The following is a 20,121-nucleotide window of genomic DNA, read 5'->3' as shown; positions in this document are numbered from 1 at the left end:
CGCTGACCGGCCCGGCCCAGGCGTGGACCCGGAGCACGGGGGCCGAGGCGATGCGCGGCCTGCTCGACGGCGGCGAGCCCTTCGACGCGGTGTTCGCGCTGAACGACGTGCTGGCGCTCGGTGCCATGCGGGTGCTCTACGAGCGCGACGTCGCGGTCCCGGACGCGGTGGCCGTGGCGGGGTTCGACGACATCGAGGAGGGCCGGTTCGCCCGCCCGAGCCTGACCACCGTCGAGCCGGGCCTGCCGCAGATCGCGCGGACCGCGGTCGAGCTCCTCGTCGAGCGGCTCGCCGCCGGGGCTGGGGCGGTCAACGGCCCGGGCCTGGAGGTGGTCGCCGACTTCGACCTGCGCCCCCGGGAGTCGACGCTGGGGCGTGGCGTCCGCGCGTCGCCCTAGGGACGCTTGGCGTAGAGACCCTGGTGGGGATCACGGGTGAGCCTGCCGTGGTCGACCAGCGCACGGCGCAGGGTCGCGGGGTCCTCGCAGAAGCGCCCGAGCTCGGCGTTCAGCCTCGCCTCGCTGTACGAGGGCTCCTCGAGGTAGGCGGTCACCACCCAGTCGAGCAGCTGCTCGAGCTGGCGAGGCTCGCGTGGCAGCTCGGTGAGCCGTCCTGCCGTGAAGGGCAGGCCTTCCGGGGCGACCGCCCGGGGGATGACGTGGTGGCTGCGGACCTTCCGCTCGTGGAGCTCCGCGAGAGCCGCCCGCAGGACGTCCACGACCTCGTCGACCGAGGTGCGCCGGGCGTCCAGACCGGCTGCTCCGAGTCTCTGCCGCTGCCGGTCGTCGGTCTCGTCGCCGGGGCCGCCCTCACCCTGGACCACGAGCGCCGCGAAGAGAGCCAGGCGATCGGCGTCGGCCAGCGTGGCGAGGACGCGCGGTGCGATCTGCGCCATCGGATCCTCCTCGGTCGGCGCTGCTGAGGTGCTGACCCAGCGTAGGTGAGGGCGGTCGACGGGTGGCGACGACGGGTGGCTCAGGAGGCGTCCTCGGCCCCGTCGAGCGGGGGGCGGCACCGCCCCATTGACGAGGACAGCGGGCCCATGTTCCACTTACACCGGTGTAAACGCCTGGCGGCGGGACTGCCAGGGCGCTTGACCGACACCCACCCAGACGACCGACCTGTGGTGCCGAGGGCGTGTGAATCGATTCACAAGCCCCGCCGAGCTCAGCCGCAACGACGCGGCGGGAAGGAAGACCATGCGATCTGTCCGCAGGACCATCCGGCCGGGAGGCCACCACCCCACGAGCCGAGGCCGTGCGGCCCGGCCCCTCGGAGCTGCCGCGCTCGCCACGGCCCTCCTGCTCACCGCCGCCTGCGGCAGCGGCGACGGTGGCGAGGGAGCCCCCGCCGACGACGACGGCGACTCCGCCGCGAGCGACGGCGACCAGGTGACGCTCCGCTTCTCCTGGTGGGGCAACGACGAGCGCGCCCAGATCACCGACGCCGCGGTCGACGCCTTCGAGGCCGCCAACCCGGACATCACCGTCGAGACCGAGTCCGTCGACTTCAACGCCTACTTCGACCGGCTCGCCACCTCGGTCGCCGCGGGGGACGAGCCCGACGTCATCACCATGGGCGGTGCCTACCCCCGGGAGTACGGCGGCCGCGGCGTGCTGCTCGACCTCAGCACCGTCTCCGAGGAGCTCGACCTGGGCGCCCTGGACGAGGGGGCGCTGGCCAACGGGTACTTCGACGACACCCAGTTCGGCGTGCCGACCGGGGTCAACACCTTCGGGTTCATCGCCAACCCCGACGTGTTCGCCGAGGCCGGGGTCGACCTGCCCGACGACGAGACGTGGACCTGGGAGGACTTCGTCGACATCGCGAACGAGATCTCCGCCGCGACCCCCGACGACGTCTACGGCACCACGGACCTCACCACCGGTGCGGACATGCTGGACCTCTACACCAACCAGCAGACCGGCCAGGGGCTGTACACCGAGGACGGCGCCATCGCCCTCGAGGCCGACGTGGCCCAGGACTGGTGGGAGATGACCAACGGACTCATGGAGAGCGGAGCCGCCCCGTCGGCCACGCTCACGGCCGAGCTCGCCGGGCAGCCCGCCCCCGAGCAGTCCCTCATCGGGCAGGGCAGGGCCGCGATGATGCCGGGCTGGTCCAACCTCCTCGCGGCGTACAGCACCGCGGCAGGCACGGACATGGTGCCGCTGCTCGCCCCCGGGGAGAGCGGTGACCAGGGGCCGGGCATGTGGCTCCAGGCCTCGCAGCTGTACACGATCAGCGCGAACTCCGATCACCCCGAGGAGGCCGCGCGCCTCGTGGACTTCCTGGTGTCCTCGACCGAGGCCGCGGACAGCATCGGCGCCGACCGGGGCATCCCGGCCAACCCCGAGATCCGCCAGCACCTCATCGACGCCGGCCTGGACCCGGTGCGCGAGGCCGAGTTCGAGTTCATCGAGCGGGTCAGCGGGCACGTCGACGGCGACTTCGTCATCGGCCCGGAGGGGTCCACGGACACCCCGCTGATCCTCACTCGCCTCAACGACTCGGTGCTCTTCGGTCAGATCACCCCGGCCGAGGCCGCCGAGCAGCTGGTCAACGAGATGAACGACGCGGTCTCCTGACGATCGCGCCGAGCAGGACCTGAGCACGACCCGAGCAGCAGGGAGGCAGGATCGATGACCGTGGACCGCGAGGCCCTCGTCCGCCGGCACGACCCGGTGGCGTCCCGGATCGATCCTGCCTCCCCGCTCTCGGTGGGCAACGGAGAGCTCTGCCTGACCGTTGACGTGACGGGCCTGCAGACCTTCCCCGAGCTCTACCCCGTGGCCGACCCTGCCGGTGGACCGGCAGGCACGCTCCTGGGGACGCAGTCCCAGTGGGGCTGGCACAGCGCACCCGCCCCCGAGGGGGTCGACCTGACCCTGCGCCGCCGCCCCTACCGCACGCCCCGCGGCGAGGTCCGCTACGTCGACGCCGACCCGCTCGCGGGCTCGGACGACACGGCGTTGGACCCGGCCGTCCGATGGCTGCGCTCGAACCCCCACCGTCTGGATCTCGTGCGCGTCGGGCTGGTGACCTGGCGCGCCGAGGACGGTGGGCGACCCGACGGCGAGGGCGGCTCGGCAGGTGTCGTCCGTGGTGGGAGGCGTGATGTCCGGACGCCCTCGCCGTCGCAGGTCACCAGCCACGGTCAGCGGCTCGACCTGTGGACCGGGGTCCTGACCAGCCAGGTCGACGTCGACCCGTGGGGCCTCGAGGTGACGACGGCCTGCCACCCCGAGCGGGACGTGCTGGCGGTGCGCATCGACGCAGGCCGCGAGGCGCCCGGTCCGGGGACGGTCACGGGACCAGACGGGCAGGACGACGACGCCGGGGTCGGGATCCGGCTGGCCTTCCCGTACGGCTCGACCTCGTGGAGCAACGCCGCCGACTGGGAGCACCCCGAGGACCACCGCACCGTCCTGGTGCCCGAGGCCGACGGCGTGGTCGTCGAGCGGTGGCTGCGCGGGGTCGACGGGACCGAGGAGCTCACCTACGTGGCCCGCCTGGGCCTGGGGCCCGGGGCCGACGTCGAGCAGACCGGCCCGCACGAGGTCGTCGTCACGGCCCCCGGCAGTTCCTTGGACCTCACGATCGAGCTCGCCCCCGCCCCCGTCGTCGTCCCCCCTCTCGACGTCGACGCGGTGCTCGAGGCCTCCCGCGCCCACTGGCCGGCCTTCTGGTCTCGGGGCGCCGCTCTGGACCTCGCCGGCAGCACCGATCCACGCGCCCCTGAGCTCGAGCGTCGGGTGGTGCTCTCGCAGTACCTCACGGCCATCCAGTGCGCGGGCTCGCTCCCGCCGCAGGAGACGGGGCTGACCTGCAACAGCTGGCGCGGCAGGTTCCACCTCGAGATGCACTGGTGGCACGCCGCGCACTTCGCCCTGTGGGGCCGAGCCGACCTGCTCGAGCGCAGCATGGGCTGGTACCTCACGGCCTTGCCCGCGGCGCGCGAGACGGCCCGGATCCAGGGGTACGACGGCGCCCGGTGGCCCAAGCAGATCGGGCCCGACGCACGCGAGAGCCCCAGCGACATCGGGCCCTTCCTGCTGTGGCAGCAGCCGCACGTGATCCACCTCGCCGAGCTGCTCCGGCGCGCCGGCTCGCCGGGGGCAGTGGAGCGGTACGCCGAGATCGTCGACGCGACCGCCCGCTTCATGGCCGACGTCGCCGAGCCCGGCCCCGACGGCTACGGGCTGGGCCCGCCCCTGGTGCCGGCCCAGGAGTCGTACAACACGGTGCGTGACCGGGTGACCAACCCGCCCTTCGAGCTCGCGGCCTGGGCCTGGGCCCTCGAGGTCGCCCAGCGGTGGCGCGAACGGGCCGGCCTGCCGCGCGAGCCGCACTGGGACGACGTCGGGCACCACATGGTGCGGCCCCTGGTGCGGGACGGGAAGTACGAGGCCATCGGCGTCGAGCCCTTCACGATCCGCACCGACCACCCGTCGATGGTCTACGGGCTCGGCGTCATCCCGCCCACCGACGTGCTCGACCCCGAGGTGGTCCGCGCGACCCTGCACGGAGTGCTCGAGGACTGGGACTGGGCCAGCACGTGGGGCTGGGACTACCCGGCCCTGGCCATGACAGCCACCCGGCTCGGTGACCCCGTGACCGCCGTCGACGCCCTCCTGCTCGACGTGCCCAAGAACCAGCACCTGCCCAACGGCCACAACCGCCAGACCGACCACCTACCGCTCTACCTGCCCGGCAACGGAGGTCTGCTCGCGGCGGTCGCGCTCATGGCGGCGGGGTGGGACGAGGGCCCCGACTCCCCGGGCTTCGGGTCGGGGTGGCAGGTGCAGCACGAGGGGTTCGTCCGGGCCCCGGGGCGGGCCGCGGCCCTGTGAACCACGCGACGACCAGCAGCACGACCCAGGCGAAGGAGCCACGATGACAGTCCCCTCGAGCCCGCGGCGCTATGGCGTCGTCGGGACCGGCGCGCGCTCGCAGATGTACGTCGAGGCGATGGTCGGGGAGCATGCCGAGGTGGCCGAGCTGGTCGCGTGGTGCGAGCCCAACCCGGCCCGTATGGACTACGCCGACGGGCTCGTCACGGCAGCCGGGGCAGACCGTCCCGCGCGCTACGCCCCGGCCGACCTCGAGCGGATGATCACCGAGGAGCGGCTCGACGCCGTCGTCGTCACGAGCCCGGACTGGACGCATGCCGAGATGACCTCGCGTGCCCTGCGGGCCGGGGCCGACGTCGTCCTCGAGAAGCCCCTCACCACGGACCTGGACGGGTGCCGCACCATCCTCGCCGCGGTCGAGGAGACCGGCCGTTCGGTCGTCGTGACCTTCAACTACCGGTATTCCCCGCGCAACGCTGCCCTGAAGGAGGTCATCGCCTCGGGGGAGATCGGGGAGGTGACCTCGGTGCACTTCGAGTGGGTGCTCGACACGATGCACGGGGCGGACTACTTCCGCCGTTGGCACCGCGAGAAGGAGCACTCGGCGGGCCTCGCGGTGCACAAGGCCACCCACCACTTCGACCTCATGAACTGGTGGCTCGACGACGTGCCCGCCTGGGCCGTGGCCAGCGGTGGACTGCGCTTCTACGGGGACGCCAACGCCAAGGCCCGCGGCCTGGGCGAGCGTCCCGCGCGCGGAACGGTCGACCCGCCCAGCGAGGACCCCTTCGCTCTGGACCTGCGCCACGACCCCAAGCTCAAGGCCCTGTACTGGGAGGCCGAGCAGCACGACGGCTACCTGCGCGACCGCGACGTCTTCGCCCCCGGCATCACCATCGAGGACAACCTCTCGGCCCTGGTCGGGTACCGCGGCGGGCCGGTGATGTCGTACTCCCTGAACGCGCACAGCCCTTGGGAGGGGTACCGGGTGTCGGTCAACGGCACCGCCGGTCGGGCCGAGCTCGAAGTGGTCGAGCGGGCCGCGGTGCTCCCCGGCGCCGACGGTCGCCTCGTCCTGGACGCCAGCTCTGTCGAGGACGTCACGGCCGACGACGACGTCCGCCGCCGCGGCGAGCAGCTCACCGTGCAGCGGCACTGGGAGAAGGCCCGTCGTGTCCCGATCATCAACACCGGCGGCGGGCATGGCGGTGGGGATGCGTTGCTGCTGCACGACGTGTTCCGCGGGACGGCCGAGGACCCGCTCGGACGGCGGGCGGGCTACCCCGACGGGCTGCGCTCGGTGGCCGTGGGGATCGCAGTGAACCGGTCGCTTGAGACCGGCGAGAAGGTCAGCATCGGGGAGTTCGGGCTGCCGATCTGACGGGTGCGGGCGGCGCGCTGTCCCCCGCTCGGTAGCTTGTCAGCGCGCTGGTCAGCCCATGCCTTGGTCGACGATGCGCCACGGGGAGCTATCCGCGTCACGTACCAGGAGGTAGCTCCAGGTGGTGGCACCCTCATCCATCGAACCGTCGTCGTGGAGGAGTCGCCAGCTCAGGTCGAAGGTGACCGGGACGTTGGCCACCTCGTCGAGCGCCGAGCGGCCCGAGTGCTCGGGAGGCTCCAGGTGGTGGTCCCCGACGTCGAGGTCCGTCAGCCTCGCGACGTCCTCGCACCACGACGTGGCCTGGTCCCCGGCACCCGCGGTCGTCAGGGCCTCGGCGGTGTCGCAGTCGTGCGCGTTCAGGGCGTCGAGGTACGCCGCCACGACCTGCTCCGGGGTGGCATCGCCCGGGGGTACGGCGACGTCCCCCGTCTGCCGTGGAGGCAGGAGCAGCGCGCCAGCGCCGACGGCAATGGCCGACACAGACCCGACGAGCGCGATCACCCTGCCTGGACGCTTCGGCACAGGTGCATCCTCGCACCCCGAGCGATCCACCGGTCCGCGTCCTCGTCTGCAGGACTCGACCGCACTTCCCCTGCGACATCGCCACACGCCCGCCTCCTCCGCCCGACCGGCCGGGACTAGCGTGGGGCGCAGTGGCTGAGTCGCTCAGCAGGAGGGTGGGAGGTCTGTCGTGGACACGCGGAAGCGTCGGCGAGCGACGGCGGTGCTCGGAGCTGTGGCGTTGCTCGGCACGGCCGGATGCGCAGCCGAGAAGAACATCGACGTCACCAACGCCAGCGACGTGACCGTGACGGTCCGGTTCGGCGAGGAGGACCTCGGTGAGGTCACCGCAGATGGCGGAGTGGCCCTGCTCGGCACGACCGAGTGCTACGAAGGTCCGATCGTCGTGAAGTACACGGGGGGACGGGTCCTGGAGCTCGAGGGCCCCATCTGCCCCGAGCAGACCCTGGCGGTCGACGACGAGACGATCAGGATCGTGGAGGCGACCAGCTCGGACTGAGCTCGACGCAGCCGTATCCGTGTCAGGACGGCATGGCCGCGCCGGGAGCCAGCGCCTACCGGTTGACCGACTCCAGCACCTCCGCCAGCTCCGCGGGTCGGCTCACCATCGGCCAGTGCCACGTCGGGAGCTCGACGTACGTCCAGTCGCCGTCGACCATGTGCGCGAACGCCGGGGCGTGGGGTGCCATCTGCTGCAGCTGCTCGAGGCTGAAGCTGCACAGCACGCCAGTCCGCGGCGGCCGCTCCCAGCCGCCGCTGAGCGCGACCGGCTGGGTGGCGGTCCGCCAGGGCTGCGGCTGCGAGCCGTCGACCAGCGCGGCGACGGCAGCGTCATCGACCTCGGGCACCTCGGCGGCGAGCACGGCCCAGGGCGGCGGCGGGAGCTTCCAACCCTCGCCGTGCGTCGCGACCAGATCGTCGTTGGCCGCGCGGGCGTCGGGCCCTTCGAAGTCGGCCTGTGCCATGCCGTCCGGCAGGGGGCCGGAGTCGATGTAGACCAGACGCGCCACGCGCTGAGGCACGCGGTCCGCCGCACCGGTCGTCACGAGGGCGCCGTAGCTGTGGCCCACGAGCACGACGTCGCGCAGGTCCTGCTGCTCGAGCAGGTGCACGACGTCGTCGATGTGGGTGGTCAGGTCGGTCTCGGGAGAGGCGAGGTGGGCGTGCTCGCCCATCCCCGAGAGGTCGACGGCGTGCACGACGTGGCCGTGCTCCCGTAGCGCGTCTGCGACGGGGCGCCAGACCGATGCGCCGAGCCAGAAGCCGGGGACGAGGACGTAGGTGGTGTTCATGACGACGACGCTAGGCTGGAATGCGGACAGACTCCGCCCGGTATGCGGAGCTGGATCGAAGTTCTTTCCGAGCAGCGCCAAGGAGAGCCGTGACCCGCCCGACCGCTCGCGTGCTGGCGCTGCTGGAGCTGCTCCAGACGGGCGGGCAGCGCACCGTCGGCGATCTCGCTGCCCGGCTCGGTGTCGACGAGCGCACCGTCCGGCGCTACGCCGAGCACCTCGCCGACCTCGGCATCCCCGTCCAGGCCCAGCGGGGCAGGTACGGCGGCTACCGGCTCGCGCCGGGCTACAAGCTGCCGCCGCTGATGCTCACCGACGACGAGGCCCTCGCCGTCGTCCTGGGGCTCAGGGCTGCGGAGCGCGCGGGGCTTGCCACCACCGAGCACGCGGCGACGGCGAGCGCGCTGGCCAAGGTGTCGCGGGTGCTGCCGAGGGCCCTGGGCCAGCGGCTCGACAGCCTGCTGTCGACCGCCCAGTTCACGACACCGGTGCGCGCGACGGCACCCGCCGGTGCCGACACGCTGCTGAGCCTTGCCTCCGCTGCGCAAGCACAGCGCACCGTCACGATCGCGTACACCGCCTGGGACGGGCGGGAGTCCCAGCGCGAGCTCGACGTCTACGGCGTGGTCTTCCACTCCGGCCGGTGGTACGTCACCGGGCACGACCACGGCCGCGATGACGTGCGAACCTTCCGCCTGGATCGCATCGCCTCAGTCAGGCAGGACGACGGCTCGTACGTCGTGCCCGCAGACTTCGACGCCATGACGCAGGTCGTGTCGGGCATCGCGGCGGTCCGGTGGTCGCACGAGGTCTCCGTCGTGCTGTGGACCACCCTGACGGACGCGCGCGAGCGACTGCCCCCGAGCGCGGGACGGCTGAGCGAGCACGTCGACGGCGTGCTCCTCGAGACGCGCGCCGAGCACCTCGGCGGCATGGCCCGCATGCTGGCCGGCCTCGGCTGGGACTTCGAGGTGGTCACCCCGGACGCCCTGCGCGAGGAGGTCTTCGCCTTGTCCGACCGGCTGAGAGTCAGCGGCGTGCGCGGCACGGTCGCTTGACCGCCACTCCCCGCACGCGTGCTCTTCGCGACAGGGTGGCAGCAGCACGCCGTGCCGATACGGTGCCGTGCATGACCTATGTCAACGTGGGAACGCTCGGAGCCGTACCTGGCGAGCGTGACCGGCTCGTCGAGATCCTGACCCGCCGCAGCGCCGACCTCGAGCAGGCCGGCTGCCTGCTGTACGAGGTGGGGGTCGACGAGGACCAGCCGGACACGGTGTTCGTGGCGGAGCTGTGGACTTCGGCCGAAGCGCATCAGAGCTCGCTGCAGCTGGACAGCGTGCAAGCAGCCATCCAGGAGGCTCGCCCGCTCCTGTCCGGGGAGATGGGCGGGTTCCGTTTCGACGTCGTCGGCTCTCCCCTCAGAGACTGAGTCCTGTCCCTGCTGCTTTCGGTTATCGTGCAAATCCGTCGCCGTGTGTGCGGCGGCCGTCGTCACGCCTGCCGGGACGTCGGCTCGACCAGCGTGCCGCACGGCTCGCCATGAAGGAGGTTCCCATGGAGGTGCGCATCGACACCGTCGCCTGCGTCGGGCACGGGGTGTGCGAGGCTCTCGCGCCGCACATCTTCGAGGTCGATGACCAGGACAAGGCCCGCCTCGTCGCCGAGACGCTCGAAGAGGAGGACCGGGGGGACCTCGAGAACGCCGTCAACCAGTGCCCGGAGCAAGCCCTGCGCCTGCTCGGATGAGCACGGCCGGCCTGGTGGTCGTCGGGGCCGGCCTGGCCGGGGTGCGCGCTGTCGAGGGGGCTCGACGCAGCGGCTTCACCGGGCCCGTGACCCTCCTGGGGGCCGAGACGGACGCGCCGTACGACCGTCCTCCGCTGTCCAAGGCGTTCCTGACCGAGAGCGCCGCCCTCAAGGTCCTGCGCACCGCGGAGAGCCTGCGCGACGAGCTGGACGTCGACCTCCGGCTCGGCGAGACCGTCAGCGCGCTCGACCCGACCACGAGGACCGTGACGGTCGGTGCGCAGGAGCTCCCCTACGCCGGGCTCGTGATCGCCACCGGGTCGACCGCCCGACAGCTGCCGGGGATGCACGGGCCGGCCGGTGTGCACACGCTGCGCAGCCATGCTGACGCCGTCGCCCTGCGTTCGGCGGTACGCCCGGGGAGCCGCGTCGTGGTCATCGGCGCAGGCTTCATCGGCTCCGAGTTCGCCTGCTCCGCCTCGCACCTCGGGGCGCACGTCACCGTGCTCGAGGCTGCCGACGTGCCCCTCGTGCGGGCGGTCGGTCCCGCGATGGGCGAGGAGCTCGGTGGCCTGCACGGCAGGCACGGCATCGATGTGCGGTGCGGTGCCGTCGTCGAGGCTGTGATCGGCGAGGATACCGTCGAGACGGTTCGGCTGGCCGACGGCCAGGTGCTGCCCGCCGACGTCGTGCTCGTCGGGGTCGGCGCCGCCCCCGTGACGGAGTGGCTCCACGGCTCAGGCCTGACGATCGAGGACGGCGTCGTCTGCGACGCGACGCTCAACGCCGGCGCCCCCGGCGTGTACGCGGCCGGGGACGTCGCCCGGTGGCACAACCCGACGTTCGACCGGTCGATGCGCCTGGAGCACTGGACCTCGGCGGCGGAGCAGGGCGTGGTCGCCGGCCGCAACGCCGTCGGAACCGGTGAGCCCGTGACATGCGACGTGGTCCCGTACTTCTGGTCGGACTGGGTCACCGACCGCATCCAGTTCGTCGGGGTCCCGGACAGCGACGAGGTCGTCACCGTCGCCGGCTCGGCCGAGACCGGCGACCTGCTGGCCCTCTACCGCACCGGTGACCGGGTGACCGGCGCCGTGGGCGTCAACCAGCGCCGCGCCGTCCTGCGCCTGCGGGTCATGATCGGTCAGTGCGCGGACTGGCAGGAGGCTGTCGAGTTCGCCCGGTCGACCGCTGTCCGCAGGCCCTGACCGTCGCTCTGGCGTTCCCGGGAATGGCGCCGTCCTGACCCGGAAGCCCAGCTCCCGGTGGAGCGTCGCCGCGGCGTCGAGCGCCTCGACCTGAAGAAGTGGGCGATCGCGCTGCATGACGACCAGGTAGCCATCGCTCCCGCCCCCCTACGAGCTGCTCGCAAGTCGGCAGGCACGCTGTGTGCGGCAGAGTCGGACGGCGCAGTGTGAACGCGGCAATCGCGATGACGTTTCGTCGGACATCACCTCTGCTTGCGCGAGGAGACCTGATCAGCCCAGGGCGAGGGTCTCCTCGTCCCCGAACAGCAGCAAGTTCCCGCCCCCGTGGTCGAGGCGCCAGTAGGAGCCGGTGATGCCGGTGATAGGGATGCGCCACGCCTCGGCCCCGTTCAGCAGGTCGAGCGCCACGAGCTCGGGGACCGCCCCGTTCAGCGACTGCACCAGCACGACGTCGCCGTCCGTGGCGGCGGTGTCGTTCCAGACGAAGATCTCCTCCGCGTGCCACCGCTCCTCGCCGTCGTGGACGTCGATCGCGAGCACCCCGGCGGAACCCACGAGGACCATGACGTCCTCGAGGACAAGCGCCGGCGTGACGTTCGCCGCGCTCCACCGGGTTTGCCCCGTCTCCGGGTCGATGCCGGCCACCCGGCCGTCGGGCCGGAACACGGTGAGGACACCGGCGTCGGAACCGTCCGTCTGCCACGAGAACCCCGGGGTGCCGTCGATCGCGAACCTCAGCGAACCGTCGGCGTTGAGCACCCGCCCGGTCTCGGACCACTCGCCGTCCGGCGACGTCTCGTAGCGCACCTCGACGCTGCCGCCGTCAGGCAACGGCCAGGCATTGACGTTGGGACTCGTGGCTTCGAGAGGCGGGACAGTCACCTGCTCGCCGGTGGCCAGGTCCAGGGCGATCGCGTCGGTGAGCCTGACCGCCCCGTCGGCGACGCCATAGCTCAGCTGGACGGGTGAGCCCGGTACTCCTTCGTCAGGCTCATCTGCCCCGGCTTCGACGGAGCTCACGACGACACCGTTGGGCACGAGCCCGGGGGCACCGCGCCAGCGCCACACCTCCCCCTCGCGGGGATCCCAACGAAGTACGCCCAGGGCCGCCGACGAGTCGACGAAGGTGACCAGCAGATCGCCGTCCACCACGTCGCTCATCACCAGTGAGCCGTCCACGACCAGGGTCGCGATCTCGGCCCCCGTCGCCACCTCGATGAAGTTGATGGGCACCGCGACACCCGCCGCGGGAGTGCTCTCCTGGTAGGCGGTGTACGGGTGGCAGTACACGATGTCGGCGGTGAGCTGCTCGACCCGCGCCTCCCGGTAGTCCAGGAGCGCGGAGCAGGTCCCGTCAACTCCGGCACCCTCGTGGGTCCACGCCTCCGCACCCGTTGCAGGATCGAGCGCGCGAACGCCGCCCCCGGCACCCGCGAGCACGAACAGCTCATCGGTCTGAGCGAGGGTCCACCCGCCCGCCGAACGCCACACCTCCTCCAGCGGCCCTTCGACGGGCGCCAGCACCCATCCCAGCTCCGCCAGTTCGACCCTCCGAGCGGCGTCCTGGCGGGCGTCGACAACCGTCGCCGTGACGATCGTCCCCACCAGGATCACCGCGAGCCCGACCCACCGGAGCCGCCGCGCCCGCCCAGCCTCCCGAGCGTCGCCACCGCCGTCGTCCGCGCCGTGCACCTCGAGGTCGGCGTCGGCCTCTACCAGCTCGACCTGGACAACTACGTCGCCCGGGCCCCTCCTGCGCATGGCCCGACCCTAAGCGGCGCGCGCCCTCGGCGGTAGGCGGGTCTGGGAGCGAGACAAGCGCTCATCGGCCTGACCGCGCACCCGCCGTCTCCGTGCCTGGCGCCGTCCCACGCGGCGGCGAGCGGGCTGCCGTTGTCGGATACCCCACCCTCGGTGCTGGGGTTGGCCTGTCCGCTGAGCGGATCAGTTCCTGGCGCTGATCTCGTAGACGAGCTCGAGCCCGTCCTCGTCGTCCCACTGCTCGCCGACTGCGGCGAAGCCGTACTGCGCGGCCAGGTCGGAGGAGGCGGTGTTCTCGGGGGCTATGGTGACGCGCACTGTGCGCACCGCCTCGTCGGTGGCGGCACGGTGGAGCAACGCCTCCAGCGCTGCGCGGGCATAACCACGGCGACGATAGGCCGGGTCGACGGCGTACCCGATCTCCACCAGACCGGCCGTGTCAGGTGGGCCGTGGTACCCAGCGCGACCGACCGCCACCTGCTGTCGGGTGTCCCAGATGACGCCGGTGACCCACGCTGCGCTGGCGGGGTCTTGGCGCAGCTGTTGACTGCGCATGCGCCACACCCCGCGCCAGTCCGGCCCGGCGAAGTAGGGGGAGAGGGGGACAGGGCTGACCGCATTGGCTCTGTGCAGGTCACCGTCGGCCAGCGCGTCGAAGACCGATCCGCCGAGATGGACAACGCGCACTCGCGGGCCGGGTAGTGGCCCGGTGCGGGCCACCATGTCGAGGGTCACTGGCCCATCGTGTCAGCGTCGGTGTCCGGGTGGTGCGGGGCCGTGGGCGACGGGCAGGTTCGTAGGCACTGGACTGGGTTTGCCCGCGGTCTCAGCCGCGGCTCGCGACGAGCCCGCCGCCGACCCCCGCGAGCACCGTGCCCGTCACGCGGTCCCACCACCGTCGCACGCGGTCCCTGCGTAGAGCCGCCGAGAGCCGGACCCCGAGGAGCACGACGACGGCCCACGCCACGACACCCAGGAGGACGTCCACCACCCCCAGGGCCGCTACCTGCACCCAGACGGGTGCCGATCCCGGGACGACGAACTGCGGCAGCACGGCGGCGAAGAACAGCACGGCCTTCGGGTTGAGCAGGTTCGTGAAGAGCCCTTGGCCGAAGGCCGACCGGGCTGACATCTCGCTCGGGCTTGAGGGTGTTTCGGGTCGGGAGCGGCGGAGGGTGGGCAGGACCAGGCGGCCGCCGAGGTAGAGCAGGTAGGCCCCACCCAGGACTCGGATCACCGTGAGGGCCTCGGGGTGCCGGGCCAGGACGACGGACAGCCCCGCGACGGCGAGCATCATGTGGACGCACAACCCGGCCTGGGCACCGAGGGCTGCCGCCGCCCCTGGTCGGAGCCCGCGCGTCGCCGAGCGCAGGATCACCGCGAAGTCCGGACCGGGGATCGCGTACGCCACGGCGACCACGCCGACGAAGGCCCACCAGTCGATGTCCATCCGCCGACGATGGCACGAGGGTCGAGCGTCAGCGACTGGTGCATGGGAGTGGACTGCCTCGCGACAGTCCCGGGTGCCTTCGACCTACAGGCGTTCGAGTGAGGTGACGACCAGGACGATCGAGCCCGATCCTCGAGAACCCTGGAGCGGACGAACGTCCCACGAGATCATGGCGCCCACGGTCCGTTCCACCGGGCTGTCAGGGGCGTACTCGGTCAGGTAGGCATGGGTGCCGCAGCCGATCACGATGCCGGAGGAGTAGCGATCGCATTCAAGGGTGAGGCGCGTCAGCTTGGCGGCCGTGAGCGCGGTGAGGAGATCCTGTCGGACCTCCTCAGGGGGCGCCGAGGTGCGCCAGCAGCGACCGAACGACTCGTCGAGCTCTGGCGAGCAGGGGATCGGGCGGTACGTCTCGGGCATGCTCACGCGCTTCACGGCTTCGACGAGCAGCGGTTCCTGCTCGTTCCACCCATCGACGTACCGCGCGTTCTCGTGCCGTTCGTACGCCGCGACGGCGACCTGCAGGCCGACGACAAGTGCAGCGCAGCTCACGACCGCGATGACGACTGCTCTCGTTGCTCGACGCACACCGATCTCATCGGCACGCGCGGGCCGTCGCTGGAGTCGCTGCGGCTTTACCCCTCCTTCACGCCCCATGGCCTCGCGGTGACCGCTCCAAGCGGTTGCAGGGCTGCCCGGAACAGGCGTGCGACGAGGTGTGACCTGACGGGCCGGGCTGTGGGATGACCGTGCTCCTCGACGAGGTCGGCGATGTCCAGTGCGCAGGCCTCGAAGTCGACATGACCTCGCGCTGCGATGATGAAGTGTGCCCGAGAACACGACCTCCCCGAGCAGTGGGTCGGCTCCCCGCTGGATGCTGAACGAGCTGGCCAGCGCTGGGCGGGAGAACCTCGATGCTGATCATGTCGCGCGGTACGACAGCAAGATGGACGCCGACGCAGACGAGGAGGTCGCGACGCTGCGCGGCGTCGGACTGACGGAGGAGTCCGTCGTCGTCGACATCGGTGCTGGGACCGGGCAGTTCACGCTCGCGGTGGCCGCCGCGTTGTCGCCGTCGACGTCTCGCCCGTGATGCTCGAGCGCCTACGGACGCGCGTCCACGAGGCAGGCCTGAGCAACGTCGAGGTGGTCCAGGGAGGCTTCCTCACCTACGTCCACCAGGCCGACGCGGCCGACGTGGTCTATTCGCGCTACGCGCTGCACCATCTCCCTGACTTCTGGAAGGCCGTCGCCCTCGCAAGGATTCGCGCCATGCTGGCTCCCGGCGGAGTCCTGCGGCTGTCCGACGTCGTGTGGAACTTCGGCCCGGAGGAGGCACCCGAGCGCATCGAGGCGTGGTGCGCGACGGCGGGAACGCAGGTCGAGGGCGAATGGAGCAGGGAGGAGCTCGAGGAGCACGTCCGCGACGAGCACTCGACCTTCACGTGGCTCCTCGAACCGATGATCGAACGAGCCGGCTTCACCATCGAGGACTTTGCCCACTCCAAGGACGGCGTGGACGCCCAGTACGTACTCCGCGCACGGTGAGTGCCGGAACCTGCCCTGCAGTGCGGAAGGGGAGGCGCGCCGTCAGCAGGTACGGGCCGCGGTGATGCCTCCGTCGACGGTGATCTCTGCACCGGCCGCGCGGCCCGCGGCATGACCGGATGGGTGGCAACGGAGATCCTGGAGGGTGACGGCGCGTCTCGAGGGTCAGCGCAGCCACTCGTCTCGGAACGCGGCTACGGAGCCTTGGGGTTCGACCTCAAGGTCGATCCAGTTCCATCGCACGACCACATCGGTCGAGTCGTCGAGGTCGACGCAGAAGGGGTCACCGGTGCCGTCGTCCCCGAACGCGAGCAGGTTCCTCGGCAGGCCTAGCTCCCAGGCGTCTTGGTTGCCTTCGACCAGCCGGCGGAGCGGCCAGATGACAAACCACTCGCCCGCAGCCGAGTACCAGCCATCCGAGACCCGGTACAGCGCGCGTACCGGCTCGGGCAGCGACACGCCAAGGGTTCTCTCTACCTCGGCCATCCGCGCGGCACCGGGCGCTGTCATGAGCTCAATGGTGGAGCATCGGCACGCCCGTGCGGGTCCAAATCCAAGATCTCGCGTCTCATGTCGGGATCGCGGAGCGGCAAGGTCCAGTCGAGCGGAGCCGCCCCTCAGCGCGGCATGAGCGGGCGCCTCAACGTCGCCTTGGTGAGCGCCTTGACGCTCACCAAGGGTGTTTGCACGGGCTCGGCTCGACCGGGGAGCTACCCCGCAACGGACGCACGGGCCAGGCGTTGGGTCTGCTGCACCAAGCGCTGACCACCCGAGCCAGGAAGCTCTGCCTCGCAGAGTCTTGACGGTCCTCACTCTGCCCGGCAGAGTGAATTCATGGAATCTGAGACGCTCCCCGCGTTCCTCGACTCTCTCGCTCGCCGAGAGCGAGCCGCGCGCCGCGCTGTCTTCATCCCTCTACTGATCCACACCCTGGCCCTGGCCTTGGTGCTCGCGCTCGACGCGCTCTTCCTCTGGCGCCTGGCACACATGACGGAGGGCGAGTGGTCTGGAGTCGGCTGGGAGGTCGTCGCGCACGACCCCCGAATGCTCTTGCCTCTCCTCCCGCTCGCCGTCTACCTCGTGCTCTGGGCCGTCGCTCGCGTCCGCGCCTGGCGCACCGGTGTCGGGCCTGGCCACGACGGTTGGGGGATCATGGCGATCATCTCCCTCGGGTTCCTTGTCGCCTTCCCGTGGGGCTCGCTCGCGCTGTCGTTCCTCGGTGCTGTCTTCTTCCTCGGACTTGGTCTGACTGTGCTCGGGGCCCGCATGCGCGAGGCCTCCCTCTGGATGCCTGGCGTGGTTCTCATGGCGGTGGGCCCGTTCGCCAACCTCGGCACGTTCGAGAACCACGCCCAGTTCCTCGGGCGGTGGCCGACACAGGTCGCCCTGTCTGTCGTGCTGCTCGGCCTCGCGGCAACGACGGTGATGGTCTGGCTTCGGGAACGCCGCACCCTCGCCACCGTTCCCGGTGCGGCGCTGTCGTGAGTGCCCACGATGCCCGCCACCCGTTGGCGGACCTCGACGAGACGGTGCATCAGCGCGCCCGGTTGGGGATCCTCGCCATCCTCAACGAGACGAAGGAGGCCGACTTCACCCATCTGAAGACGGCGCTCGGACTGACCGACGGGAACTTGGGCCGCCACCTTGAGGTCCTCGGCGAGGCGGGGCACGTGACCTTGCGCAAGGGCTCCGACGGGCGTCGGAACCGCACGTGGGTCCGCATCACCGCGAAAGGTCGGCGAGCCCTGAGAATGGAGGTGGAGTCGCTCCGACAGCTGCTCATGATCACTGAACGGTAGAAGCTCACCCCCACGAGTGAGCCGTCGCCGACTGGGCCGAACTGCGTCGTCCAGCGGGCGCGGGTTCAGCTGCAGCGCCGCGAATCTCCGCGGCCCACCGCCCGTCGGCTTTCCGTTTCGTTCCGAGCGCGCCGGTCGGCGGCATGACCGTGCAGTCGACGCTCCACTCGGGCGGCCGAGCGTGGCATGCTCTCGGCACCATCGACCATCCTCGTTTGGAGTGCTCGTGAGGCAGCTGAGGATCGGCGCGCTCGGGCGGATAGCCGCCGGCGACGACGCCGGGCGATTCGTGGAGGTCGTCGACGACTCCGAGTGTTCAGGCGGGTTCCTGATCCTCACGTATGACACCGCGCACAGGTCTGGGAACGCCTACGACTCGTGGGTGGAGTCAATCGTTGATGTGAACCTCTACTTCGACGAGAGCAGATGGGAAGTCGAGTGGCTGGAGTGACGACCAACCCCTCCGCGGACCGGTCCCGTTCGCGGACGGCGGCATGACCGGATGCCGTGGCGTGTGCATCGCCACGATGATGACCGGGTGACGGCAGCACTCGGGCACCCGTCCGGGGTGTCTTGAACCTGGTTCCGCGGAGGCTGGGCCGTCGACGTGGTTCGAAAGCGTGTCCGCCTGGACGAAGAGCCCGGGGAACGTGCGACCCGGTTGCTGGGCCAACTGAGCGTTGGCGTGCCAGACGACCCGCTCCAGCGGCTCCAACGGCTCAGCCTCCTGACGCGCGCCGGCCAGCCACCAGTCTGCGGACACCAGCGCGGCCTCAAGTCGCGCCGCCCGGCCGAGGATGTAGTCCTCGATCGCCTGCGCAAGCCAGACGCCGTGCTCCTCGAGGTAGTGAGACAGGCCCGCGGGCCACACGAGGACGCCGTCGGTGTACTCGCTCGCGCCGTTGTGCTGTCCGCAGAACCTGCATGGCAACAGGCCCGTGAAGTGACGAAGGTAGGTCCCCGCCATGAGGTAGCTGGTCGCGACGAAGCGATCACCCTTGTCCCAGCCCTCGTCGACCAGGTCGTGCGGGTCCGGGTACTCGGGGTGCTGGTCGTTCCTCCAGTACCCGATCAATCGCAGGACCACCCTGACGCTCCCCACTCGTCACGCCCTGGCAGGACCCAGTCTCGGATCATGGCACGGGGGACTACTTCAACTACCGAACGTCCGCAGAGGTGCACGGTGTGCGGCAGATCCGGGCGTCGGACCAGCCTGCGGCTCGGCGAGTCGTATCGTAGAGCGGTGTCTGAGATCAGGAGTTCCGCCCCGACGTCTCGGGAGAAGCTCGACACCGTCGAGTCGCTCGCTGGTTGGGTGCTCCTGATCGGTGGTGCTTGCGCCGCGGTCCTGTGGGTGCCCATCGCCCTGTTTCCTGGCGGGTTCATCATGATCGACGCACCGCCACCCGACGAAGCCCTCCGCGTCGGCGTGTGGTCAGGAACGGCCGCCGTTGCGCTTCTCCTCCTTGCCGCGACAGGGGTGGTGCTTGGCGTCGGAGTTCTGCTTCGCGGACGGGCCGGCTTGAATCGGGGACTGGCGTGGGTCGGGTTCGGCGTCGCGGGTGTGGCGGCGCTGACTCAGCAGGTATGGCTCCTCGGTGCAGGAGCGCTCGTCGCACTCGCGCTGGTGATCGCCATTTTGCGGCGACTGGACGCTAAAGCTGCCAGCCCACGCGCCTGAGGCGGATCCGGGCGAGCGTGGCCGCGCTCAACGCGCCATGACCGTGCGCTCGGGGTGCCTCGACCGGGATACTTCGCGGATGGAGCCCGTGCAGTTCGACGAGATCACCGGGGTGCTGCGCGGCCTACTCATCCGCCTCGATGACCGCCTCGCACTCAGAGACGTCACGCTCCTCGCTGAGTTCATCGACGCGGGTGAGTTCGGGCTCGCGCTCGAGCAGATCGCCGACGTCCTCAGTGCGGATGCACACGCCCTGACCCGGGATGAACGGGCTGACATGCTCTCCCTCGTGAGCCGGATGCGGATGGACGACCGAGTCCACCGCGCCTTAACGTCCTGTCCCTCCCGGTAGAGGGTGCGGCCGCGACCCTAGGGCCGCCCGCGAGAGGCGGCTTGACCGGGCGCCGAGCCGAAGTCTCGCTCAGGCCGCCCCCAGCGACGAGAGTTGAACGGCATCGGGGGCCCTAGGTGCCGCTCCGCGTGGAGTTCGTACGTGACTGAGAGGGGGCGGCCGACGTGAGGGAGTTCGTGCCTGCTCTCGCGGGTGCCAGCGCGGCTGCTCTTGGTGCGATCGCCGCGTTCGCCGTGCTCGCCGCGGGTTCAGCCCCAAGTGCCGTGCTGTTTGGCGGTATGGCTCTGAGCGGGATCGCTGCCGGAGTCGTGGTTGTCCAAGCGACGAGGAAGTCCCTCAACCGCCGAAGCCGTACCTCGCACGATTAACGGTCCCGCGTCGACCGCGTCGCGGTATGACCGTGCGGTCTCCTGCGGCATAACCCGGCGAGCGCTCAGTCTGCGTGCTGGTCCTGGGTGGCTAGGGCGTGTCTCCCTTACCTGGGGTGAGGCTCGCGGGAGGCTAGGTGGGTGACGTCGGCTT

Annotated in this window: 25 protein-coding genes; 16 read left to right on the top strand and 9 right to left on the bottom strand. The window is 71.1% G+C overall.

What is annotated here, in order from left to right:
* Positions 1 to 398 (top strand): substrate-binding domain-containing protein (locus tag L0B03_RS03660; RefSeq protein WP_250444195.1); only part of this gene is annotated, 398 nt, incomplete at its 5' end.
* On the opposite strand, the gene L0B03_RS03655 is transcribed toward L0B03_RS03660, so the two are convergent.
* Entirely contained in the window at positions 395 to 895 is a 501-nt protein-coding gene (locus L0B03_RS03655) for a DUF2087 domain-containing protein (RefSeq protein ID WP_250444194.1), read from the bottom strand. The genes L0B03_RS03660 and L0B03_RS03655 overlap by 4 nt on opposite strands.
* A 304-nt stretch (positions 896 to 1,199) precedes the next feature.
* Between L0B03_RS03655 and L0B03_RS03650 the strand changes: the two genes are divergently transcribed.
* The 3 genes from L0B03_RS03650 to L0B03_RS03640 are packed head-to-tail and all read left to right on the top strand — an operon-like array spanning position 1,200 to position 6,234.
* Positions 1,200 to 2,588 (top strand): ABC transporter substrate-binding protein, encoded by a 1,389-nt coding sequence (locus L0B03_RS03650; protein ID WP_250444192.1) that lies wholly within the window; start codon positions 1,200 to 1,202, stop codon positions 2,586 to 2,588.
* 54 nt (positions 2,589 to 2,642) lie between these two features.
* Positions 2,643 to 4,853 carry a hypothetical protein gene (locus L0B03_RS03645; RefSeq protein ID WP_250444189.1) on the top strand — a complete coding sequence of 737 codons (2,211 nt, stop codon included), beginning with the start codon at positions 2,643 to 2,645 and terminating at the stop codon, positions 4,851 to 4,853.
* A 43-nt stretch (positions 4,854 to 4,896) separates the two neighbouring features.
* A complete protein-coding gene (locus L0B03_RS03640; RefSeq protein WP_250444187.1) occupies positions 4,897 to 6,234 on the top strand; it encodes a Gfo/Idh/MocA family protein in 1,338 nt (445 codons plus the stop codon).
* 51 nt (positions 6,235 to 6,285) lie between these two features.
* Here L0B03_RS03640 and L0B03_RS03635 read toward each other — a convergent pair whose 3' ends face one another.
* Positions 6,286 to 6,717 carry a DUF4829 domain-containing protein gene (locus L0B03_RS03635; RefSeq protein WP_250444186.1) on the bottom strand — a complete coding sequence of 144 codons (432 nt, stop codon included), beginning with the start codon at positions 6,715 to 6,717 and terminating at the stop codon, positions 6,286 to 6,288.
* 211 nt (positions 6,718 to 6,928) lie between these two features.
* Between L0B03_RS03635 and L0B03_RS03630 the strand changes: the two genes are divergently transcribed.
* Positions 6,929 to 7,258, top strand: coding sequence for a hypothetical protein (locus L0B03_RS03630; protein WP_250444184.1), 330 nt, complete (start codon positions 6,929 to 6,931; stop codon positions 7,256 to 7,258).
* Between the two features lie 55 nt (positions 7,259 to 7,313).
* Here the strand turns inward: L0B03_RS03630 and L0B03_RS03625 are convergent, their stop codons facing one another.
* Positions 7,314 to 8,051, bottom strand: a complete 738-nt coding sequence (locus tag L0B03_RS03625) for an alpha/beta fold hydrolase (protein WP_250444182.1) — start codon at positions 8,049 to 8,051, stop codon at positions 7,314 to 7,316.
* Positions 8,052 to 8,140: 89 nt separating this feature from the next.
* Here L0B03_RS03625 and L0B03_RS03620 point away from each other — a divergent pair, with 89 nt between their 5' ends.
* From L0B03_RS03620 to L0B03_RS03605, 4 genes are all read left to right on the top strand, one after another.
* Complete coding sequence (locus L0B03_RS03620) at positions 8,141 to 9,109, top strand: YafY family protein (RefSeq protein WP_250444180.1); 969 nt, start codon at positions 8,141 to 8,143, stop codon at positions 9,107 to 9,109.
* A gap of 71 nt (positions 9,110 to 9,180) precedes the next feature.
* A complete protein-coding gene (locus L0B03_RS03615) occupies positions 9,181 to 9,483 on the top strand; it encodes a putative quinol monooxygenase (RefSeq protein ID WP_250444177.1) in 303 nt (100 codons plus the stop codon).
* Positions 9,484 to 9,608: 125 nt separating this feature from the next.
* Positions 9,609 to 9,800 (top strand): ferredoxin, encoded by a 192-nt coding sequence (locus tag L0B03_RS03610; RefSeq protein ID WP_250444175.1) that lies wholly within the window; start codon positions 9,609 to 9,611, stop codon positions 9,798 to 9,800.
* A complete protein-coding gene (locus tag L0B03_RS03605; protein ID WP_250444172.1) occupies positions 9,797 to 11,008 on the top strand; it encodes an NAD(P)/FAD-dependent oxidoreductase in 1,212 nt (403 codons plus the stop codon). Before L0B03_RS03610 ends, L0B03_RS03605 begins: the two co-directional genes overlap by 4 nt.
* Positions 11,009 to 11,278: 270 nt before the next feature.
* On the opposite strand, the gene L0B03_RS03600 is transcribed toward L0B03_RS03605, so the two are convergent.
* The 4 genes from L0B03_RS03600 to L0B03_RS03585 form a co-directional block, all read right to left on the bottom strand.
* Entirely contained in the window at positions 11,279 to 12,769 is a 1,491-nt protein-coding gene (locus tag L0B03_RS03600) for a PQQ-binding-like beta-propeller repeat protein (RefSeq protein ID WP_250444171.1), read from the bottom strand.
* Between the two features lie 183 nt (positions 12,770 to 12,952).
* Positions 12,953 to 13,504 carry a GNAT family N-acetyltransferase gene (locus L0B03_RS03595; RefSeq protein ID WP_250444168.1) on the bottom strand — a complete coding sequence of 184 codons (552 nt, stop codon included), beginning with the start codon at positions 13,502 to 13,504 and terminating at the stop codon, positions 12,953 to 12,955.
* 91 nt (positions 13,505 to 13,595) lie between these two features.
* Positions 13,596 to 14,219: a LysE family translocator gene (locus L0B03_RS03590; protein WP_250444165.1), complete on the bottom strand. Its 624-nt coding sequence runs from the start codon at positions 14,217 to 14,219 to the stop codon at positions 13,596 to 13,598.
* A gap of 84 nt (positions 14,220 to 14,303) precedes the next feature.
* Positions 14,304 to 14,771: a hypothetical protein gene (locus L0B03_RS03585; protein WP_250444160.1), complete on the bottom strand. Its 468-nt coding sequence runs from the start codon at positions 14,769 to 14,771 to the stop codon at positions 14,304 to 14,306.
* A 322-nt stretch (positions 14,772 to 15,093) separates the two neighbouring features.
* Between L0B03_RS03585 and L0B03_RS03580 the strand changes: the two genes are divergently transcribed.
* Both L0B03_RS03580 and L0B03_RS03575 read left to right on the top strand, forming a co-directional pair.
* Complete coding sequence (locus L0B03_RS03580) at positions 15,094 to 15,312, top strand: hypothetical protein (RefSeq protein ID WP_250444158.1); 219 nt, start codon at positions 15,094 to 15,096, stop codon at positions 15,310 to 15,312.
* Positions 15,312 to 15,767 (top strand): class I SAM-dependent methyltransferase, encoded by a 456-nt coding sequence (locus tag L0B03_RS03575; protein WP_250444197.1) that lies wholly within the window; start codon positions 15,312 to 15,314, stop codon positions 15,765 to 15,767. The genes L0B03_RS03580 and L0B03_RS03575 overlap by 1 nt, the downstream gene beginning before the upstream one ends.
* 165 nt (positions 15,768 to 15,932) lie before the next feature.
* On the opposite strand, the gene L0B03_RS03570 is transcribed toward L0B03_RS03575, so the two are convergent.
* Entirely contained in the window at positions 15,933 to 16,277 is a 345-nt protein-coding gene (locus tag L0B03_RS03570) for an SMI1/KNR4 family protein (protein WP_250444155.1), read from the bottom strand.
* Positions 16,278 to 16,601: 324 nt separating this feature from the next.
* On the opposite strand from L0B03_RS03570, the gene L0B03_RS03565 reads away from it, so the two are divergent.
* The 3 genes from L0B03_RS03565 to L0B03_RS03555 all read left to right on the top strand — a co-directional run bounded on the left by L0B03_RS03565 (position 16,602) and on the right by L0B03_RS03555 (position 18,017).
* Positions 16,602 to 17,252: a hypothetical protein gene (locus L0B03_RS03565; protein WP_250444152.1), complete on the top strand. Its 651-nt coding sequence runs from the start codon at positions 16,602 to 16,604 to the stop codon at positions 17,250 to 17,252.
* Positions 17,253 to 17,275: 23 nt separating this feature from the next.
* The gene (locus L0B03_RS03560) at positions 17,276 to 17,566 is read left to right on the top strand and encodes a transcriptional regulator (protein WP_250444149.1); all 291 of its coding nucleotides are present in this window, start codon (positions 17,276 to 17,278) and stop codon (positions 17,564 to 17,566) included.
* 226 nt (positions 17,567 to 17,792) lie between these two features.
* A complete protein-coding gene (locus tag L0B03_RS03555; RefSeq protein WP_250444145.1) occupies positions 17,793 to 18,017 on the top strand; it encodes a hypothetical protein in 225 nt (74 codons plus the stop codon).
* Here the strand turns inward: L0B03_RS03555 and L0B03_RS03550 are convergent.
* Positions 17,955 to 18,653, bottom strand: a complete 699-nt coding sequence (locus L0B03_RS03550; protein ID WP_250444142.1) for a hypothetical protein — start codon at positions 18,651 to 18,653, stop codon at positions 17,955 to 17,957. The genes L0B03_RS03555 and L0B03_RS03550 overlap by 63 nt on opposite strands.
* A 156-nt stretch (positions 18,654 to 18,809) precedes the next feature.
* On the opposite strand from L0B03_RS03550, the gene L0B03_RS03545 reads away from it, so the two are divergent.
* Entirely contained in the window at positions 18,810 to 19,247 is a 438-nt protein-coding gene (locus L0B03_RS03545) for a hypothetical protein (RefSeq protein ID WP_250444140.1), read from the top strand.
* A gap of 88 nt (positions 19,248 to 19,335) precedes the next feature.
* Complete coding sequence (locus tag L0B03_RS03540; RefSeq protein WP_250444137.1) at positions 19,336 to 19,599, top strand: hypothetical protein; 264 nt, start codon at positions 19,336 to 19,338, stop codon at positions 19,597 to 19,599.
* The last annotated feature ends 522 nt before the right edge of the window (positions 19,600 to 20,121 follow it).

It is taken from the genome of Actinotalea sp. C106, assembly GCF_023630195.1.
In the GTDB taxonomy this organism is placed as follows: Bacteria; Actinomycetota; Actinomycetes; order Actinomycetales; family Cellulomonadaceae; genus Actinotalea.
The sequence above is the reverse complement of the archived record's forward strand: the minus strand, read 5'-3'. Positions and strand labels throughout refer to the sequence as shown.

Excerpts from the sequence above, each read along its gene's own strand:
- L0B03_RS03655 (WP_250444194.1), bottom strand. The coding sequence starts at position 895 with ATGGCGCAGATCGCACCGCGCGTCCTCGCCACGCTGGCCGACGCCGAT.
- L0B03_RS03650 (WP_250444192.1), top strand. The coding sequence starts at position 1,200 with ATGCGATCTGTCCGCAGGACCATCCGGCCGGGAGGCCACCACCCCACG.
- L0B03_RS03645 (WP_250444189.1), top strand. The coding sequence starts at position 2,643 with ATGACCGTGGACCGCGAGGCCCTCGTCCGCCGGCACGACCCGGTGGCG.
- L0B03_RS03640 (WP_250444187.1), top strand. The coding sequence starts at position 4,897 with ATGACAGTCCCCTCGAGCCCGCGGCGCTATGGCGTCGTCGGGACCGGC.
- L0B03_RS03625 (WP_250444182.1), bottom strand. The coding sequence starts at position 8,051 with ATGAACACCACCTACGTCCTCGTCCCCGGCTTCTGGCTCGGCGCATCG.
- L0B03_RS03615 (WP_250444177.1), top strand. The coding sequence starts at position 9,181 with ATGACCTATGTCAACGTGGGAACGCTCGGAGCCGTACCTGGCGAGCGT.
- L0B03_RS03610 (WP_250444175.1), top strand. The coding sequence starts at position 9,609 with ATGGAGGTGCGCATCGACACCGTCGCCTGCGTCGGGCACGGGGTGTGC.
- L0B03_RS03605 (WP_250444172.1), top strand. The coding sequence starts at position 9,797 with ATGAGCACGGCCGGCCTGGTGGTCGTCGGGGCCGGCCTGGCCGGGGTG.
- L0B03_RS03600 (WP_250444171.1), bottom strand. The coding sequence starts at position 12,769 with ATGCGCAGGAGGGGCCCGGGCGACGTAGTTGTCCAGGTCGAGCTGGTA.
- L0B03_RS03590 (WP_250444165.1), bottom strand. The coding sequence starts at position 14,219 with ATGGACATCGACTGGTGGGCCTTCGTCGGCGTGGTCGCCGTGGCGTAC.
- L0B03_RS03580 (WP_250444158.1), top strand. The coding sequence starts at position 15,094 with ATGCTGAACGAGCTGGCCAGCGCTGGGCGGGAGAACCTCGATGCTGAT.
- L0B03_RS03575 (WP_250444197.1), top strand. The coding sequence starts at position 15,312 with ATGCTCGAGCGCCTACGGACGCGCGTCCACGAGGCAGGCCTGAGCAAC.
- L0B03_RS03570 (WP_250444155.1), bottom strand. The coding sequence starts at position 16,277 with ATGACAGCGCCCGGTGCCGCGCGGATGGCCGAGGTAGAGAGAACCCTT.
- L0B03_RS03565 (WP_250444152.1), top strand. The coding sequence starts at position 16,602 with ATGGAATCTGAGACGCTCCCCGCGTTCCTCGACTCTCTCGCTCGCCGA.